Annotated in this window: 16 protein-coding genes and 2 pseudogenes; 12 read left to right on the forward strand and 6 right to left on the reverse strand. The window is 36.9% G+C overall.

Annotation, left to right across the window (positions count from 1 at the left end):
* The 5 genes and pseudogenes from QZ276_RS00525 to QZ276_RS00545 form a co-directional block, all read left to right on the forward strand.
* Positions 1-264: pseudogene (locus QZ276_RS00525) on the forward strand (RNA-guided endonuclease TnpB family protein); the annotation flags it as partial.
* A gap of 54 nt (positions 265-318) precedes the next feature.
* Positions 319-2307 carry an amylo-alpha-1,6-glucosidase gene (locus QZ276_RS00530; RefSeq protein WP_292484292.1) on the forward strand — a complete coding sequence of 663 codons (1989 nt, stop codon included), beginning with the start codon at positions 319-321 and terminating at the stop codon, positions 2305-2307.
* Between the two features lie 165 nt (positions 2308-2472).
* Positions 2473-3216: a hypothetical protein gene (locus QZ276_RS00535; RefSeq protein WP_292484294.1), complete on the forward strand. Its 744-nt coding sequence runs from the start codon at positions 2473-2475 to the stop codon at positions 3214-3216.
* A 118-nt stretch (positions 3217-3334) separates the two neighbouring features.
* The gene (gene alaS / locus QZ276_RS00540; RefSeq protein WP_292484296.1) at positions 3335-6103 is read left to right on the forward strand and encodes an alanine--tRNA ligase; all 2769 of its coding nucleotides are present in this window, start codon (positions 3335-3337) and stop codon (positions 6101-6103) included.
* A gap of 105 nt (positions 6104-6208) precedes the next feature.
* Complete coding sequence (locus tag QZ276_RS00545; RefSeq protein ID WP_292484298.1) at positions 6209-7267, forward strand: response regulator transcription factor; 1059 nt, start codon at positions 6209-6211, stop codon at positions 7265-7267.
* 411 nt (positions 7268-7678) lie between these two features.
* On the opposite strand, the pseudogene QZ276_RS00550 reads toward QZ276_RS00545, so the two are convergent.
* Positions 7679-8399: pseudogene (locus QZ276_RS00550) on the reverse strand (RNA-guided endonuclease TnpB family protein); the annotation flags it as partial.
* A 233-nt stretch (positions 8400-8632) separates the two neighbouring features.
* On the opposite strand from QZ276_RS00550, the gene QZ276_RS00555 reads away from it, so the two are divergent.
* The 6 genes from QZ276_RS00555 to flaJ are packed head-to-tail and all read left to right on the forward strand — an operon-like array spanning position 8633 to position 14788.
* Positions 8633-9757 carry a FlaD/FlaE family flagellar protein gene (locus QZ276_RS00555; RefSeq protein WP_292484300.1) on the forward strand — a complete coding sequence of 375 codons (1125 nt, stop codon included), beginning with the start codon at positions 8633-8635 and terminating at the stop codon, positions 9755-9757.
* A gap of 6 nt (positions 9758-9763) precedes the next feature.
* Positions 9764-10198, forward strand: coding sequence for a hypothetical protein (locus QZ276_RS00560; RefSeq protein WP_292484302.1), 435 nt, complete (start codon positions 9764-9766; stop codon positions 10196-10198).
* A 23-nt stretch (positions 10199-10221) separates the two neighbouring features.
* The gene (locus tag QZ276_RS00565; RefSeq protein WP_292484303.1) at positions 10222-10722 is read left to right on the forward strand and encodes a flagellar protein G; all 501 of its coding nucleotides are present in this window, start codon (positions 10222-10224) and stop codon (positions 10720-10722) included.
* A gap of 9 nt (positions 10723-10731) precedes the next feature.
* Entirely contained in the window at positions 10732-11427 is a 696-nt protein-coding gene (locus QZ276_RS00570; RefSeq protein WP_292484305.1) for an ATPase domain-containing protein, read from the forward strand.
* 32 nt (positions 11428-11459) lie between these two features.
* Positions 11460-13121, forward strand: coding sequence for a type II/IV secretion system ATPase subunit (locus tag QZ276_RS00575; protein WP_292484306.1), 1662 nt, complete (start codon positions 11460-11462; stop codon positions 13119-13121).
* 14 nt (positions 13122-13135) lie between these two features.
* The gene (gene flaJ / locus QZ276_RS00580; RefSeq protein ID WP_292484309.1) at positions 13136-14788 is read left to right on the forward strand and encodes an archaellar assembly protein FlaJ; all 1653 of its coding nucleotides are present in this window, start codon (positions 13136-13138) and stop codon (positions 14786-14788) included.
* Positions 14789-14799: 11 nt separating this feature from the next.
* Here the strand turns inward: flaJ and QZ276_RS00585 are convergent, their stop codons facing one another.
* Genes QZ276_RS00585 through hacB form a run of 3 tightly spaced genes read right to left on the reverse strand, consistent with a single transcriptional unit; the run spans position 14800 to position 17176 of the window.
* Complete coding sequence (locus tag QZ276_RS00585; RefSeq protein WP_292484311.1) at positions 14800-15810, reverse strand: isocitrate/isopropylmalate family dehydrogenase; 1011 nt, start codon at positions 15808-15810, stop codon at positions 14800-14802.
* 11 nt (positions 15811-15821) lie between these two features.
* Positions 15822-16676: a hypothetical protein gene (locus tag QZ276_RS00590; protein ID WP_292484314.1), complete on the reverse strand. Its 855-nt coding sequence runs from the start codon at positions 16674-16676 to the stop codon at positions 15822-15824.
* Positions 16673-17176: a homoaconitase small subunit gene (gene hacB / locus QZ276_RS00595; RefSeq protein ID WP_292484316.1), complete on the reverse strand. Its 504-nt coding sequence runs from the start codon at positions 17174-17176 to the stop codon at positions 16673-16675. Before hacB ends, QZ276_RS00590 begins: the two co-directional genes overlap by 4 nt.
* Positions 17177-17366: 190 nt before the next feature.
* Between hacB and QZ276_RS00600 the strand changes: the two genes are divergently transcribed.
* The gene (locus QZ276_RS00600) at positions 17367-17720 is read left to right on the forward strand and encodes a DUF5320 domain-containing protein (protein ID WP_292484317.1); all 354 of its coding nucleotides are present in this window, start codon (positions 17367-17369) and stop codon (positions 17718-17720) included.
* Between the two features lie 121 nt (positions 17721-17841).
* Here the strand turns inward: QZ276_RS00600 and QZ276_RS00605 are convergent, their stop codons facing one another.
* Together QZ276_RS00605 and QZ276_RS00610 are read right to left on the reverse strand one after the other, a co-directional pair.
* Complete coding sequence (locus tag QZ276_RS00605) at positions 17842-18162, reverse strand: hypothetical protein (protein ID WP_292484319.1); 321 nt, start codon at positions 18160-18162, stop codon at positions 17842-17844.
* A 107-nt stretch (positions 18163-18269) separates the two neighbouring features.
* Entirely contained in the window at positions 18270-18611 is a 342-nt protein-coding gene (locus QZ276_RS00610) for a hypothetical protein (RefSeq protein ID WP_292484321.1), read from the reverse strand.
* Positions 18612-18643: the final 32 nt, after the last annotated feature.

Consider the following 18643-nt stretch of genomic DNA (forward strand, 5'->3'; position numbering starts at 1 on the left):
ATAGAAGTTGATGAGGCATATACCAGTAAAACCGATGCTCTTGCATTAGAACCCATTAAAAAACACCAAAAATACATGGGTAAAAGAGTTAAAAGAGGATTGTTCCAGTCCTCTACTGGTAAATTACTAAATGCCGATGTCAATGGAGCATTGAATATATTAAGAAAAGTAGTCGGTGATTCCCTTTTCTTCATAGGGATAACTGATAGTGGGTGTGTGAACCATCCGAAAAAGATAAGACTCTTTGGAGTAAACTCTTTTTGAAGCCACTTGGTCTTTAGCCAAGTGGTAGTTCACCTAAATCAATGAAGGATTAATATGTACAAATTCAATTCAGCGGATTTATCTGATTATTATTTGGGTATTCAGAAAGAATGGTTAGTCACCAATGGTCTCGGTGGGTATGCATCATCAACTATAATAGGTGCTAACACCAGAACCTATCATGGGCTTCTGGTTTCGGCTTTAAATCCACCTGTTGACAGAACCCTCATGCTTTCCTCGGTAGATGAAGAAATATATGTTAATGGTAGCTTATACAGGCTTGCAACTCATAAATATCCTATGACGGTTCATCCTGAAGGGTATAAATACTTGAAAGAAGTATCATTCAAACCGTTTCCTGCGTTTGTTTATCAGGTTGAAAATACAGAAATCATCAAACAAATATTTATGCAATACGGGATAAACACCACAATTATCAGTTATCAGGTAAATTGTTCAGATAACAATACAGTTTTTAGATTAATCCCACTTGTAAATCTTAGAAGTTTTCATTATACAACAAGGTCAAATGATATTAAATTTGAACAAAATCCTTCTGAATACGGTACAAAAATTGTCGGTAAAACTCAGTTTTTCCATCTACATTCAAATATAAACTATACTCCTGAAGGTGTCTGGTACTACAATCTGGAATATGATATGGAACGTTATAGAGGACTTGAATATCAGGAAGACAATTATAATCCCGGTTTTTTTGAATTAAATCTTGGCAAAGGAGAAAATAATATATTCATTGCTGCATCCACAAATGTTGAAATATCCAATCAAAACTGGAATGATATTAAAAATATTTATGAAAATGAAATAAAAAGAGTCAATTCACACGGATACATATTTGAAAAGGATTTTTGCAACCACCTATCAAAAACTACAGATTCTTTTATCGTAGCCCGCAAATCAACCAATTCAGAATCTATTATAGCAGGATATCACTGGTTCTCTGATTGGGGAAGGGATGCCATGATATCATTACCGGGTTTAACTCTTGTTACTGGGCGTTATAATGAAGCTTCCCGTATTCTTAAAGGATTTGCCGCTAATTGTCAGGATGGTCTGATACCTAACCGTTTTGCAGATACAGAAAATGACAATCCTGATTACAATACAGTAGATGCATCACTTTGGTTTATACATGCTGCTGGTAAATATTTTGAATATACCAGTGACCTTGAAACAATCAGAGATGTTTGGAATACAATTACAGAAATCATCCATCATTACATCCATGGCACCTATTTTAATATTCAGATTGATAAGGACGGCTTGATAAAACATGACGGTCAACTTACATGGATGGATGCAAAAGTTGATGGTATAGAAGTAACACCCAGAAGAGGAAAAACCTGCGAAATCAATGCATTGTGGTATAATGCTTTAAAAACTGCATCATCACTTGCTGAAAAATTGGGTGTTCTGCGTAAGGAATACGATAAAAATGCAGATAGAGTAAAAAGCAGTTTTTTGGATACTTTCTGGAACAATAACCATGGATGCCTTTTTGATTGTATAAGTATAGGTGATGATGGGGAAATATACAAGGACCCGTCCATACGACCTAACCAAATTTTTGCAGTTTCTCTCCCCTATACTATGCTATCCCATGATAAGGAAAAAATGGTTGTTGATAATGTTGAAGAAAAACTGTTAACTTCAAAAGGCCTCAGAACCCTTTCACCGGAAGATGAAAAATACAGGGATGCATACTCAGGTGGACCCTATGAGAGGGATTTTGCATATCACAACGGTACTGTATGGCCATGGTTGATGGGACATTTTATTGACGCCTATTTGAAAGTTAACAATGGCTCAGTCGAAAACAGAGAATATGCACGTTCTCTACTGCTTGGATTTGAAAATCATTTTAAAGAAGCAGGTATTGATACGATATCAGAGGTTTTTGATGGAGATTATCCGCATAATCCCGGTGGTTGTGTTTCTCAGGCATGGAGTGTTGCAGAGATACTTCGTGCCTATGTTGAAAATTTTGAAAGTAACCCCACTGGAATCAGCCATTTACGATGATGGGGCAACAGGGGTACGTGAGAGCTCACGAGTTTACAGATTGTTTTATATACCAGTCCAACCCTTACACATTTATAAATTTCAGTTAATTTTTTTTATACTTAGTTCATTATATAAAACATTTAGTGGATGTAGATTATCTAATACTACAGGAGTTGTGGAAAAATGCAAATTTCAAGATGGTACAAAATTTTAGGTATAACATTACTGCTGACATCAATTGCTTTTTATTCTCTGGAGTACATTATCTTCCAGGATCCTTATCATTTGTTTAACTTCATGATTGCAAAACTTGCATTTCTCCCCATTGAAGTACTGATTGTTACCATGGTTATTCATCAAATACTTTATGACATGGAAAAACGTCAAAGACTTGAAAAGCTAAACATGGTCATAGGTACTTTTTTTAGTGAGGTCGGTACTCGATTGTTGACTTATTTCTCTGACTGGGACCCTAATCTTGATGATATAAAAAGTAATCTGATAATTACCAAAGACTGGACTGATTCTGATTTTATGAAGGTGAAAAACCAGCTGAAAAACTATGAATATGAAGTAGACATTAACAGAGTAGATTTAAAGCACCTGAGGAATATGCTCATAGAACATCGGGATTTTCTGGTGCGGTTACTTGAAAACCCGAATTTATTGGAACATGAAACTTTTACCGAACTTTTAAGAGCGGTATTCCATATGACTGAAGAATTAATCAGCAGGACAGAAGACCTTGATAATCTTCCTGAATCTGACCTTGACCATCTTAGAATAGATATAGAGCGGGTATATGGGAAACTTGTTGTTGAATGGCTGGACTATATGGAGTACATGAAAGACAACTACCCATACCTGTTCTCGCTTGCCATGAGAAAGAACCCGTTTGATGAAAGTGCATCACCTGTTGTAAAGTGATTGCATTTTCCATTTCTTTTTAAACTGTGAGCAATAGAAATGCTTTTAAACATGGGAATGTGATAGATGAGCTAACTACCAGACATAATCCTAACAATCGTTTATATCAGTGATTATCATGCTTGAAGATGAATATCAACTCAATTTTTTCCATGAAAATGGATTTGTCCGGAAACAGTGTCCCAAATGTGAGAGTTTCTTCTGGACAAGGGACACTGATAGAACCACATGTGGAGATGCACCTTGCGACCCGTATACATTTATAGGTAACCCTGTTTTTGAAAAACCGTATGAATTGAACGAGATGAGAGAACAATTCCTCAAATTTTTTGAAAAACGAGACCATACGCGTGTTAATAGGTATCCAGTCACTGCTGTTTGGAGAGAAGATATTCATCTTACCATCGCATCCATAGCAAACTTTCAACCTTTTGTCACGTCCGGTCAGGTACCACCGCCAGCAAACCCATTGACAATTTCCCAGCCATGTGTCCGTTTATCTGATTTAGATGCAGTAGGTCGCAGTGGCAGACACCTGACACTTTTTGAAATGATGGCACACCATGCATTCAATACAACGGATAATGAAGTCTATTGGAAAGAAGAAACTGTGGCTTTATGTGACGAATTCCTTAATTCTCTTGGAGTAGACCCACTTGCTGTAACATATAAAGAAGAGCCATGGGCAGGTGGAGGTAACGCTGGACCGTGTCTTGAAACTCTGGTTGGAGGACTCGAAGTTGCTACCCTTGTATTCATGAATTTGAAGCAGTCAAAAGATGGTGACATTATAATTGATGGTGAATACTACGAGAAAATGAACAATTACATCGTGGATACAGGATACGGTCTTGAAAGGCTCGTATGGGCATCTAAAGGCACACCGACTATTTATGATGCTATTTTCCCCTCGATTGTCAATGAATTGATGGAATATGCAGGCCTCGAGCATGAGTTGGAGGATTCTGAATATTCTGAACTGCTTTCCCAAAACGCACGGTTTGCTGGTCTGATGGATGTAAGTGAAAAAGCCAATCTGAAAGAACTTCGAAAACAGGTGGCTGAAAGCATCGGGACAAGTATAGAAAAACTTACATCCATAATGGAACCTGTTGAGAAGGTCTACGCAATAGCAGACCATACCAGATGCCTCACATTCATGCTTGGTGATGGTGTGGTACCTTCCAATGTCAAGGCAGGTTATCTGGCAAGGCTTGTTTTTAGAAGAACCACCCGTATGATGCGTGAACTCGGAATGGATATCTCCATATCTGACATTATTCGTATGCACATTGATAAACTCCAGGAATATCCTGAATTTGAAGACCGTTTCGATTTGATAGAGGATATCATCCAGCATGAAGAGGATAAATTCGAGGAAACTCTGAATCGCGGAATAAAAATGATTCAGAAAATGGCCAAGCAGTACAAAAAACAGAACGAAAAAATTCCCCTTGACAAGTTAATTGAAATGTATGACAGTCATGGGATCCCACCAGAGATTGCTGAAGATGTCGCATCAGATATGGGTGTTGAAGTAGAACTTCCTGATAATTTCTATTCGATTGTTGCAGAAAGACACAGCATGGCAAAAGAAAAGGAAAAACCAAGTTTTCCGTTTGAGGAAAGGATTTCAAAACTTCCACAGACAAAATTATTGTTTTATAACGAACCCAACCGTATGGAATTTGAAGCTGTTGTGCTGGATGTTTTTGATAATTATATTGTACTGGACAGGACACTTTTCTATCCCGAAGGAGGAGGTCAACCCGCTGACAAAGGCGTGATTATAGCGGATGATGAAACTGCAAAAGTGGTGGATGTCAAGAATATAAAGAGTGTAGTATTACATGAAATTGATAGTGCCGGAAACGAAATAAGCCTTCGAAAAGGTGACCTTGTAACCTGTAAGATTGATGGTGAACGGCGCGCTTCTCATGCAAAACATCACACTGCAACACATATCGTAAACGATGCTGCTAAAAAGGTACTTGGCACTCATATCTGGCAGGCCGGTGCCCAGAAATTTGAAGACCGGGCTCGCCTTGACCTTTCACATTACAAACGTATAAAAAGAGATGAAATAAAACGTATAGAATTAATTGCAAATGAAACAGTGATGGAAAACAAACGTGTTGTTACTGAATGGGTTAACAGAAATAATGCAGAAAAACGATATGGTCTTAATGTATACCAAGGAGGTGTTCCACCTGGTAAAAAACTGCGTATACTTAAAGTGGGAGATGATATAGAAGCATGCGGTGGAACTCACTGTTCATATACCGGTTATGTAGGACCTATCAAAATACTAAAATCAGAACGCATACAGGACGGAGTGGAACGTCTGGAATTTTCAGCAGGTGAGGCAGCTGTAAAGTCAATGCAGGATATTGAGGATACGTTACAGGAATCCTCTGATGCTTTAAGTGTATTACCGGGGCATCTTCCAAACACTATCGAACGTTTCTTTGAGGAATGGAAACAATTCAAAAAAGAAAATGAAAAATTAAAGGAAGAACTTGCAGACATCCGTGTACATCAGATGATGCAGGATGCAATAACCCACGAAAATAACCATATAATTGCCCAAAAAGTACCAGATTCAGACAGCAAAGAACTTCAGAAAATGGCAGGTGAACTGGTCAAAAATAACAGCACTATTGCTTTGCTTATTAGTAATTACAACGGTGTAAAAATAGCTGCATCAGCAAGCAAAGATGCTGTTGATAAAGGGATTAATGTTGGTAATGTTGTCAAAGAGATATCATCCATCGTTTCTGGTGGCGGTGGAGGTCGTCCTGATATGGCACAGGGTGGTGGAACCGATACCTCAAGAATTGATGAAGCACTCAATACCGGTTTAGAGATAATCAAGGAGCAGTTATAAATTTTTATAACTGCTTAAATATTCACCATTATGGAACAAATCCCAAACATTAATATGAAAACAAAAACAAATTATATACACTACATTGTAAATCAGGGTTAACGCATGGAATCAGATGAAACTCAAGAAATCGTAAACACTCTTCGTGATGAACTGATTTCGAAAAGTACATTGTTTTTGGCACCTGTAGGTGTTTCAAGTGAAAGGATAATCTATTTCTACATTTACAGTGTTCTTGAAAATGACCCTGAGCAAACTGTTGTATGGTTATCATTGAAAAAACCCAGAAACAAGGTTATGGATACATTTGCTGAATACGGATTCGATGTTCAGGAATACTCTGATCGAATGTGGTTTATCGATATAAAAAAACCCGGAAAAGAACCCGAGAAAAACACATTGTACTGTGAATCACAGACTGATTACACAAAAATGGGGTCACATATTTCTAAACTTTTCAATGATTATCCGGGTGCAATACTTGTTATCGATGATATGAATATACTGACAAAAGATAGTTTGCAGGTTGTTGAGAATTTCATCAAATTCGTCGAAAAGACTGTGACCAACAGTAATGGAACAATAGTAACCCTGCTTGGCAAGGATGTATTGAGTTCTGAAAACGAGGGTTTAATTAAATCGTTTTTTGACGTTGTCATTGATATCACAAATTCTGGCGAAATGCATGCTGAAATTGGTTTAAAAAGTCTTCATGTGTCCTACACAATAAGTGATGGTAAAATTAATTTTGAATATATACAGAAAAAAATTAAAAGAGACCGGTTAAAAATCCTTATTGTGGATGACGAACCCGACATACCTGAACTTATAAAACTTTCATTATCTAATGAACCATATGATTTCATTGTCGCCTATAGTGGTGAACAGGCTGTAGATATGACACTTCAGGAACTTCCAGACCTTATTTTACTTGATATAATGATGCCGGATATGGACGGGTATGAAGTCGTTGAGGAATTGAACAAAGATAAATCCACGAGGGACATAGCAATTATTATGGTGTCAGCAAAAACCAGAGTTGAGGACAAGTTAAAGGGTATGGAACTTGGAATCGACGACTATATATCCAAACCATTTGATGAGCGGGAACTTAACGCAAGAATTAAAATGGTTATGAAAAGATACGGATGGAAAAACCTTTAATTTATGTTTTTAAAATTATTTCAATTACTTTTTTAGGTTTTTATAAATTGAAGGTAGAAAACCCTTATGTCTTTAGCATCGCATCAAATCGTAGATTTTTAGAATGCGAGTTTCATTTCAAAGAAATGAAACAAAGGGATGAATACCGTCTAATCTATTAATTAAGTTAAAATATTATAAATACCAACATTTGTATGATTGTAATTGATAACCAAAATTACAATTTACACTTTCGGTACGAGGGGTAGAGCCTGTGGACTTGTTTCCATCAGGAAAAAGTATGAAACAGGAAGCACTTTAAATCATAGATTTAAAGTTATCCTTAAATTTTTAATTTAAGGAGCCAGTTGGTCTTTAGCCAAGTGGTAGTTCACAATATCCAATAATGCTATAAATTATAACGAGAAATACATCATGATACTTGGCTATCTGGTGTTTCAGTTTTCTGTAATTATTAGAACCTTTCTTTTTCCTGCTGAGTCTTTTCTGTAATACCTTCAATCTCCCAATCGAATTTTTCAGGTATTTAGGTCATCGATTTTTTCACCGTTAGAAGTTACAGCGAAATCTTTGATTCCTACATCGACTCCTACTGTATTATATTGGTCGAATTTGTGTTATTGTGGTAACTCTTTTTCATCGTCGACTAAAATACTGATATAATATTTTCCTGTCGGTGTTCTTTTTATAGTTGCAGTTCTTTGTTTTCCGTCAAAACTTCTATGAAGCCTTGTTTTTATCCAGCCGATTTTAGGTATGTATACTTTATTATTTTCAAAATCGACTTCATACCATTGAGGAATAGGGAAAGATTGAACAGGGTTTTTCTTGGATTTAAACTTTGGGAAACCAGATTTTTCTCTAAAAAACTTGGTGAAAGCGTTTTCCAGATTAAGAGTAGCCCCCTGTAATGATTGTGAGTTAATCTCTTTCAACCATTGATATCATCTTTTAAGACTCTTATTCGTTTGTTCAACTCAAATCTTGATATCGCTTTGCCGTCTTGCTCATAAGATTTGATTTCGTTCTCTAAAGCCCAGTTGTAGATGAACCTACAAGCTCCTATATGTTTTGCGATTACCTCCTGTTGAGTTTGATTTGGATACATACGGTACTTGTAGGCTTTTAACATATTACAGTAATTATTATTTGTCATTATTTATATGTTATGTTAAATGTAATTCAGGAGTGTATATCGCATTCATCTCCCAGCTTCGCAGGGAGTCTTCTGCAATATTTGGACATAGATAAAAATATATATTAGGATTAATTTATTTTTATAATAATTTTCATAATATTAAATGGACTTAAAAATAAAAAATATATATAATGGATTAATATATTTTGGATTGTGACTGATAATATATGGGATTCAAGGACAAGTTAAAAAATATAATCCCCAGCAGGGGTGAAAAGGGTTCTGGAGACCAGGATAGTTCACCATTTTCACAGGAACCACAGGATTTTGGAGATGTGCCAGATCTGTCTGAATTAACTGGAGATCAATCGGCATCTAGCGGACAACCTGATTTTGGGGATGTACCAGACCTTGAAGGAGGTGGTCCCGCTGAATCAGGACAAACTGGTCAGGCAAACAATGAACAGGTTGAGAATAACACCCAGAAAATAAAGACAATAGAGTCCAGATTGTCTAAAGTGGACGCAAATATATCTACTGTACAGAGAGAGAATCAGGAATTAAAAAAGACAGTAGATAAAATTGACCAGAGCGTTGTAGAACTGTTATCACTTTATGAAATTGTTTCCAACCAAGTGAACCCCTTTGTGGGTGATAACGAAGGTGGAAGCGAGTACATTGAACGTTTTGAGAAAAATGAAGAACGCATAAATGAAATCGGAAATTATGCGACAATGCTTAAAAACGACCTTGATGCACTCTACCAGAAATTTGATACACAGGGTATCAATAAACTTCATTCAAAAATTGATGACTTGACATCAAAGACGGATGAATTGTTTAAAAAATATGATGAATTAAATGAAAACCTGTCCACACTGAAACAATCAACTGATGAGATATCAGACCGTGTTGATATACTGGAAAAAATAGATTTATCTAAGACGTATGAACCTTCAGAAAGCCAGTATAACATTATTTATCAGGATGAAGAAGAAAGTGTGGAGAATCCATCAGTTATTCTTGATTCTATAGAAAAAGAACCTACTACCATGATTTCAATTTTCAATTGGATTGAATATCTTATCGAGCGTGTCGGTAGTAATCATCTTCAAGAGGCATTGAAATATTATGTAAACATCGGATGGATTAGTGATGAGGTGTTTTATGATATCCTGAATTATGCAAAAGGTATGGATTATTATACAGAGAAGGATGACTGGGAATTGACCCCTGATGACCATACAAAATCACTCATGTTTATCGAAAAAATGAGCGGACATCGAGTAGAAAATAGTCAAACAAATGATAATATTGATAGTGAGTTATCGAAAATAAAAAACGGAGTTTAAAGTTTTATGGGGTTTGAAACTGCGGCAGTGATTGCTATATTTTTCGTATCCGCCATTATACTTGGAACATCCGCTTATACCGTAATTAGTGCTTCAGAGGAGAGAATTGATGAAGCTAATGACCTGAAACATGAAATGCAGGTCAAACGTTTGCAAACTGATTTAAATATTACAAATACAACAACTGACAATTCCAGCGATACGTATAATCTAACTGTTACAGTTTCAAACAGTGGAAGTGTTACTCTTGATTCTGGTAAACTTGATGTTCTCATTAACGGCACACTGATGTCATATTCTACATCTTCACCTGACACCTGGACACCTGATAAAATCAGGAATTTTACAATTAATAATATCCCAAAAGGTTCTGCAAGTGAGCATCGTGTAAAAGTAACAACAGAAAACGGAATTTCAGATTATGCAACTTATCCAATTTAAAATCTAAAAAACGGTGACAATAAATGCAGGATGAAACATCCAGATTACATTTATTCCTAAACGATGAAAATGGTGATACAGCTGTATCACATATGATATTTTTCATTGCAGCGGTTATTATAGCTGTGGGTGTTGCAGGTGTACTATCGGTAAATGTCGAGTCAATCATGGGTGCTGCATCCACAAATAGTGATGTGGTATCTGATCAGTTAAAGACTGACATCACGATTATAAGTGACCCTGAAATAATTCCTTATAACAGTACTTCTGATTACTATACATTTTACGTTAAAAATACAGGTAAATCTGATATTGCTCTTGAATATGTGAATGTGATTTTGGATGGGGAGTACATACAGGATAAAAATCTAAACTTGAGTTTGCAGGATAGTGGTAATACATGGAAACCACTGGGTGTGTTAATTGTAAACGTAACCACAGGCGGTGAACTTAGTTCAGGAGACCACAGGTTAAAAGTAGCTTCTGATAATGGAATTTCTGATACAATTGATTTTAAAACATGAGGATATAATATGGTTCAACTTCGCTCTTTTCAAATATCAAGAGATAATTTTAATGAAAAACTGGGTAGCGGATTTCCCGAAGATTCGCTTGTACTGATAGAAGGAGTCAGTGGTTCCGGGAAAAGTATTGTATCCCAGCGTATTGCTTTCGGTTTATCAGAAAACGAGGCGAGTGTAACATATATTTCTACCCAGATGACAACCAAGGGTTTTATCAATCAAATGTACTCCCTTGATTATCAAATATCCTCCCATCTTTTAAACGGGAATATGCTCTACATACCGGTAATCCCACTGGTGAAAAATACAAGACAGAGTATGGATTTTATTCAAAGGCTAATGAATGCTGAAGATCTTTTTGAAAAAGATGTTATAATCATCGATACTATATCATCTTTAATTAAAAACAGTGTCAACAGCGAAAAGGGTTTTGACCTTGTGTCATTTTTTAAAAGGCTCAACGGAATGAATAAAACCATTATCATGACTCTTGAACCTGGTAGCCTTGATGAGGAAATTGTCACTATGCTTCGTTCATCTTCAGACATCAATCTATTTCTTAATGTAAAGCAGATGTCAAATCAGGTAAGGCGAATGTTAACGGTTAATAAGTTTATAGGAGCACAGGGAACTATCGGTGATATAATTGGTATAAGGATAGAACCCAAAGTCGGTCTGGTTGTTGAAATTGCAGCTGTATCCTGATATTATTTTAAAAACGGTTATGAGGTAACATATTGGCGGAAATTGATCCTGAATTTAAGAAGTCATTACAGAGAAACCCTCATCTGGCTGAATACATAAAAAATTTCCAGAAAAAAACAGGTATTATTCCAGAATTTAGAGTAAATCTGACAAAGGATATATCCGCAGAAAATGTAAACATTATTCTTCCTGTGGGTGACCCTGTATTTATTCATCTTTATGGAACTCCGCAAATGGGTCAAGCCCAATATTATGCTATTGAACCTACTCTTTCATCCAGTGAGAGGAAAAAATACGATGTTGTAATGAATACAATTCTTGAAAAATCAGCAAAAAAACCTGTACCTGAATCAGAAAGTGAACTCAAAGACCTTATTATAGAACTGTTAAATGATTCAGTGGACGTGGGTTCAGGTGGCGAACTTCCAGATGAAAATGGAAAGCTTGGGATGATACAGAAACTGATACCTTCAAGTGAACAGGTACCTCTAACACAGAATGAATATAACAAACTTCTTTATCATATAGAAAGGAACGTTATAGGTTCCGGACCACTTGAACCCGTTATACGAGACCCCTACCTTGAAGATATCCACAGTGTCGGTGTTAATGGCGTTTATATTGTCCATAAGATCCTCGACATGATTAAAACCAATATTCATTTTGGGGATGATTCAAGGCTTGATGACTGGTTCAGGAGTATGAGTGAACGGATCGGAAGACCTGTTAACGATGCCAGTCCCATTTCGGATGGTGCCCTCCCTGATGGTTCACGTATCAACATGATTTACAGTACGGATATAAGTCTTCAGGGTAGCAGTTTCACGATGCGTAAATTCAGTGATACGCCAATAAGTATTATCCAGTTAATGAATTTTGGTTCTATCAACACAGAAATGGCTGCTTATATCTGGATGTGTTTTGAAAACGGTATGAGTGTTTTCTTCAGCGGTGAAACTGCCAGTGGTAAAACGACTATGCTGAATGCCTGTCTGGCGTTTATAAACCCCTGGTCAAAGGTATATTCTGCTGAAGATACATCAGAAGTTCAGCCACCTCAGGATGTCTGGCAACAATTGCTCACCCGTGAAGAGGGTCCTGAAGAATCACGTGTTGAACTCTATACACTTCTTAAGGCGGCATTGAGATCCAGACCCAATTACATTATTGTTGGTGAGATTCGCGGTGTTGAAGGGTCGGTAGCATTCCAGGCTATGCAGACTGGTCACCCGGTTGTATCAACATTCCACGCCGCCTCTGTTAAAAAACTGATTCAAAGATTGACCGGTCATCCAATAAATGTACCTATTACATTCATTGACAACCTGCAGGTGACTATGATTCTTCAGGCTGTTTACAGAAAAGGGGAAGTTCTGAGGAGATGTATTTCTATTGAAGAAATTGAAGGATATTCTGAAGAATCCAACGGAGTTGTTACAAGAGGAGTGTTTGAATGGGATCCTGAATATGATATTCATCATTTCCGTGGGTTGAACAACAGTTTTGTACTTGAAAGCAAGATTGCTTCAATACTTGGTTATGAGGATAAAAGACAAGTCTACGATGATTTATTTTTAAGAGCAAGAATCTTGGAAGAAATGCAGAACAGGGGTATTGAAGGTTTTTATGAGGTCTATGATATAATTAAGAAATTTTACAAATATGGTCTTGAAGGATTGCCATTCAGTGTATAATTGAGGGTATATGGATGAATATCAGTAGAATGTTTAAACGACTCGATATGGAGCCTTCAGTTTATATAAAAAAGTATGCAATCCCTCTCGTACTTTTTGGCATATTGACATCTGTACTTATCTATCTCATTGTTCCCTGGCTGTTTACTGGTTCATTCATATCAATCCTTATCTTAATTCCGATAATCTGTACAATCTTTGTGTTTTCCTACCCCATATACATAGTTAATGCTCAAAAAACTCGCATCAACAACAATATGCATTATTATATCACCCAGATGGGGGCAGTAGCAACTGCTAACACACCAAGAATTGATGTTATACGAATTGTATCAAAAAATGAAGATTTTCAGGATCTTGCAGAGGAGAACCGTAATATATACAACCTTGTTTCAGTATGGAACCTCAATCTTGGTGATGCATGTAAATTTGTGTCAAAAAGGACTCCATCTGTTATTTTTGAGGATTTTCTTGATAGGTTTGCACATGCCCTACATTCAGGGGAAAATGTTAACGATTTTCTATCGACCGAACAGAATGTGGTCATGAACGAATATGAATCCATGTACTACAGTTCCTTATATATGATAGATGTTATCAAGGAACTTTTTGTATCCCTTGTTATATCTATGATATTCCTGGCATCATTTGCTGTTATCACACCCATTTTAACAGGAATGAGTGCTGTAGTTCTCATGGCAGTAGTGGTTATGGTTTTTGTTGCAACTGATGCTTTTGTACTGCTGTTTACAAAAAGCGTAGTTCCAGACGATCCACTCTGGCAGCAGAAACACTCATATACCGAAGACATAACCAGAATATACAGAACAATCCCTATTTCTGCAGCAGGTTGTCTTTTTATGACAATTATCATTTTACTATATGATGGACTCCCAATGCCGATTTCGATAGCACTTGCATTAACTCCACTTGTTTATACAGGTTATGTTACCAAAAAAATCGAAACTAATATCCAGAGAAAAGATGAAAACTTTCCAGCGTTTATCCGTTCACTTGGAAGTTCTGCAGGTGCAAAAGGCAACATGATTGATGATGCTCTAAAATCCCTGCGGCTTCATGATTTCGGTCCTCTTACCAATGATGTTAACGGACTGTATAAACGTTTAATCTTAAGAATTAATAAAATAAAATCATGGTACTGGTTTGCTGCCAGTACAGGCAGTAACCTTATACAGCATTTCTGCTCTATGTTTGTGGAGGCTACAAATCTTGGTGGTAAACCGGATACCATCGGTAACATCATTGCTACCAATTTCCACCGAATGGTAACACTCAGGAAAAAAAGGTATCAAACCGCTTCCAGTTTCGTAGGTGTGCTCTATGGTTTGACTGCAGGGATAGGTTTTACTCTTAATATATCGGTTGGTGTTGTGGAAATCATGCAGGATATGTTCTATGGGATTGATATGCCGTCTAATATGTCCATGAGCATGATTCTGCATACCAATATTGGAGACCTTGGATTGCTTACAATGCTGGTCATGGTCATCATGATAGCTCATTCATTGATATCTGCACTGCTTATAAGGGTTATAGATGGGGGAAGTTTTCTACGGGCATCAACGGATTTTGTGATAATGGTATGGATTTCCGGGTTGGTTTCGGTAGTCACTGACATAGGTGTGGATTCACTGTTAAAATTCTAAAATTTGAATATTTATTCAGGTTCTGTTTCAACCTGGCTATTTATAGAATCTATTACTGCCTGACCTAGTTCCTCTGTGGTGCTTTCTCCACCAAGGTCTGGTGTTTTAATACCCTGATTTAATGTATAATTAACACTTCTTTCCACAAGGGAAGCTTCATTGTTATAACCATACCATTGAAGCAGCATTTTGACACTTAAAATAGCAGCGACTGGATTTGCGATTTTTTCACCTGCTATATCAGGTGCACTTCCATGAACTGGTTCAAAAAATGCTTGTTCGTCACCGATGTTGGCACTTGGCATTAACCCCATACTTCCTATATGAGCTGCTGACATGTCGCTGAGTATGTCTCCGAACAGATTGGTTGTTACCACTACATCATATCTTTCAGGGTAAGTTATCAGATAATAAGCCATTGCATCGACCAGTGTATCATTGTAGTTAACATCTCCAGATTCAGCCGTTTGCTGGCACTCATCCAGAAACAGTTTATCGGATTTCATCACATTGGATTTGTGGACTATTGTGACGTTGTTGTTACGCATCTTTGCAAGTTTACAGGCATATTCAGCTACACGTTTTGAACCTTTACGGCTCACAACTCTGGTGGTGTAGGCAACGTCATCATGGATTTCTTCGATTCCTGAATACAGACCTTCAGTGTTTTCTCTCACAATCACATAATTGAAATCGCTTTTACCTGTAACACCTGTAATACCTGCCAGTGGTTTCACAGGACGGATGTTTGCATACATATCCAGTTCTTTCCGGATTGTTAGCAGTACACTTTTGTATTCAGGGTCTGGTGGTGTTGTGACAGCACCAAAAAGTATGCAGTCACACTTTTTAAGTGTTTCAAGGTCTTCATCTGTTATCGCATAACCTGTTTTCTCCCATTTCTCATATCCGATTTCAACATGCACTTTTTCTATCGGTAAAGATAGTGCATCCAGTACCTTTACCGCTTCAGGTATTACTTCTCTACCTATCCCGTCGCCTTCAACCACTGCAAGCTTCATGTTTTTGACTCTTAATCCTTGTTTTTGATATGTTGTATCAATGTTTTAACTGCTTCTGCTACATCAAATTCTGATGCACCCCAGTGCACTACAACACCATCTACACTGTTGATTGTAGTCAATCCTGATTTTTCAGACCGGCAGCACCTTGCTATAAAAGGTTTTGTGGGTGTAAACACATCAGAATTAAATGGACATATATTAACCTGTGAGTATGTTAATTCTGGGAACCTTAATTCAAAAATAGTTTTTGAAATTTCACAACCTACAAGTAATGGATTGTCCTGCGTGACAGTATCAGAATCCAGATATTTACCTCTCAATCCTGACACAGTGCATGGGAATACTGTATTTTCGCCTTCGAATTGTTTAAGATTAATCAGGTTTTTGCTAAATTTTACCGTGAAATCACCAAACAGTTCGCTTTCATCAAGTTTGTCAATGATGTAGGATAACCATGAAGGTTCAGGAGGAGTAACATCCACTACTTCAATTTCTAAAATCTGTGATATGTCAGGTTTGTGTACAAAGGTGATATGGTTGTCAATCCCTGTAAAAATTACAGTATTTATATTTCCTTTGCAGAGTTTTGCTGCAGTTTCAATTAAAAGAGTGCGGTTTTTAATGTTTAGTTTTCTATCATATTCGATAATCTGGTTTTCTGATGCCAGTTTTTCAAAGGATTCCACTTTCTGGATAAGCCCTTCTCCACTTTTTTGCACATGATAGAGGGAAAATTTTTTACCGTCTTCTTTTTGCTGTTCAACTATAAGATATTCAGTCAGGAAATATATGGAATTGTTTTCAGTGTCTTCAGGAAGGGAATCGGTTACCCCTATGTATTTATATTCATCAGGAAATATCATAGATTCTGATCCTTCTTTTGTTTCTGCAGTTTCCTTCGATGGGCTACCAGCCCACCGTCAGTGAGAATTTCGAGAAGAAAATCAGGAAGTTTATTACCTTTAAAGGTTTTGTTATTTACCTCAACAATGCCGTTTTTAAGATCAATTTTTACGGTATCACCTTCACTGCATTCAACATCTGCTTCCATCACAGGAAGCCCGACATTAATCGCATTGCGGAAAAAAATTCTTGCAAACGATTTGGCAACCACACATGCAACACCTGCATGTTTTAATGCTAATGGTGCCTGTTCTCTTGAAGATCCACAGCCGAAATTATCTCCTGCTACAATCACGTCTCCATTCTGAACTTTACTGGAAAATTCCGGGTCTATGCCCTCCATTGCATGCTCTGCAAATACCTGCATATCCGTAGTTCTTAGATATTTGCCGGGAATTATTACATCCGTATCAATATTGTCACCGTAAACCCATGCTCTGCCTTCAATCATGCTCTCCACTGTTTCACCTGAAATTTAAAATTTGTTTGCTGGTATTTGTATGTAGTGGTATTGATACTCATTTTTCTAATTATTTAATAAATTTCAACCACAATCTTTTTTAGTTATGCATTATTATGCATAATATGTTTAGAAGGGACAAATATGTCTCTGCAAACAATAATAATACGAAACAAGGAGGTTATAATTCATGCCAGGTGGAGATAGAACAGGACCGATAGGTGCTGGACCGATGACCGGAAGAGGTGCAGGATATTGTTCAGGATTTGATGTACCGGGGTTTGCAAATAATGTCCCTGAAGCTCGTGGATTGGCTAGAGGACGTGGTTTCGCATACTATAGAAAGGGTATGGGATTAGGTAGAGCAAGAGGAAGAGGATTCGGTTTTAGAAGTTTTCCGGATAATCCAGCCACTTATAATGAAAATACTGGTTTTGAGAGGGATGTTGAAACCAGTATCAGGTCACTTGAGCAGGAACAAAGGATTCTAAGGGAAGAGCTGGATAACATAAACAAAAAACTTGATAATATACAATCCAAGTAATAAAAGTGCTTATTTTTTCAAGCACTTGTCTATTTTTTGGTTAAAAACAGTTCAAGCAGTTATATACATTTCTACTTTTAAAAATAAAAATGGTATTATAACCTTAATTTTTTGGGATTAGTTATTCTCGCAGATGTTCTTGTAGTTTGTATATCCCTAGTACATACATGCCTGCTGATAGTATGCCGACAGGGAATATACCGAATGAAAAAATACCTATGGAAAATATGCCTACAGAAAATATACCTGCGGAAAATATTCCTGCTGAAAACACACCCAGACTAAATTCTCCCGCAGCCAGATAACCACTTGCGAAATCACCTGCTGAGAACACTGGGAGCCCTGATATGTTTTCTATGCCTGCGATACTCAAACCTACAGCTATAATTAACAATATGGCTGCCGTTATACCTATGGTACGTTCTATATATTGGCTTTTCATGATTACAAGTACCTAAAAAACGTATATAAAATTTATTATTTGTTCGTCTAGGTTTTTCTACAAAGCCCATGATTTGTTATTTTATCAAAGGGAGAGGTTGGAACAAATCACATCCCCTTCCCTACAAGCTGTATATTTTCTCTCGTACTCAAATCCGTATATACATTTCCAGTTTCAGGAACAATGCTTAATTTCATTTTTGCACTTATAATATCCTTTGTTATATCCAATCCCTGGATTAATATAGTACCATCATTGGATGTAAGCAGTCCTACCAGCATCCTTATGATGGTAGTCTTACGAAATTGGGACAACAGGGGTACGTGAAAGCCAACGACTGAACAGGCTGTCCGACAATTAATGTTAAAGAGGGTATATTCTACAAAGGGACCTACCACATAACATAAATTATCAGTTCCAATCGTTTCTCTTATATCAATTGATAGCATCTGTTTCTGGTTTTTGGATCATCGGAGAACTG

It is taken from the genome of Methanohalobium sp., from assembly GCF_018609725.1.
In the GTDB taxonomy this organism is placed as follows: domain Archaea; phylum Halobacteriota; class Methanosarcinia; order Methanosarcinales; family Methanosarcinaceae; genus Methanohalobium.